This is a genomic window from Acinetobacter sp. R933-2 (assembly GCF_030325485.1).
GTDB lineage: Bacteria > Pseudomonadota > Gammaproteobacteria > Pseudomonadales > Moraxellaceae > Acinetobacter > Acinetobacter sichuanensis.
Map to the genome: position 1 here is coordinate 1 of NZ_JACAIJ010000067.1, position 561 is coordinate 561.

At 44.2% G+C, this 561-nt stretch carries 1 pseudogene; it reads left to right on the top strand.

Annotated features, from left to right (window positions below):
* Window positions 1–139 precede the first annotated feature (139 nt).
* Window positions 140–561 (top strand): annotated as a pseudogene (locus tag HX005_RS19615) (IS6-like element IS1006 family transposase); the annotation flags it as partial.

Below are 561 nucleotides of genomic sequence, written 5' to 3' on the forward strand. Positions count from 1 at the left end.
TGTTTTCGACATCCCGTTCCAGCAGGCCTTGCCGTTCCAGATAGCGACCCACCCGGTGGGCGATGGTGTGCGTCAGCGGCACTGTTGCAAATAACCACGAATGGTAAGCTGAAGACTGTTTTAGCTAAAGGTGCAGCATATGAATCCTTTCCATGGTCGGCATTTTCAGGGCGAAATCATTCTTTGGGCTGTGCGCTGGTATTGTAAATATGGCATTAGCTATCGTGAACTGCAGGAAATGCTGGCCGAACGGGGTGTGAATGTTGATCACACGACTATTTACCGTTGGGTTCAACGTTATGCTCCTGAAATAGAAAAACGTTTACGCTGGTATTGGCGTAATCCTACAGATCTGAGCTCGTGGCATATTGATGAAACCTATGTAAAAGTGAATGGACGATGGTCTTATCTGTATCGTGCAGTCGATCAACGTGGCGATACCATTGATTTTTATCTTTCTTCTAGACGTAATACCAAATCAGCATATTGTTTTCTTGGAAAAATTTTAAATAATGTGAAGAAGTGGCAAATTCCACAAGTGATCAACACGGATAAAGCACC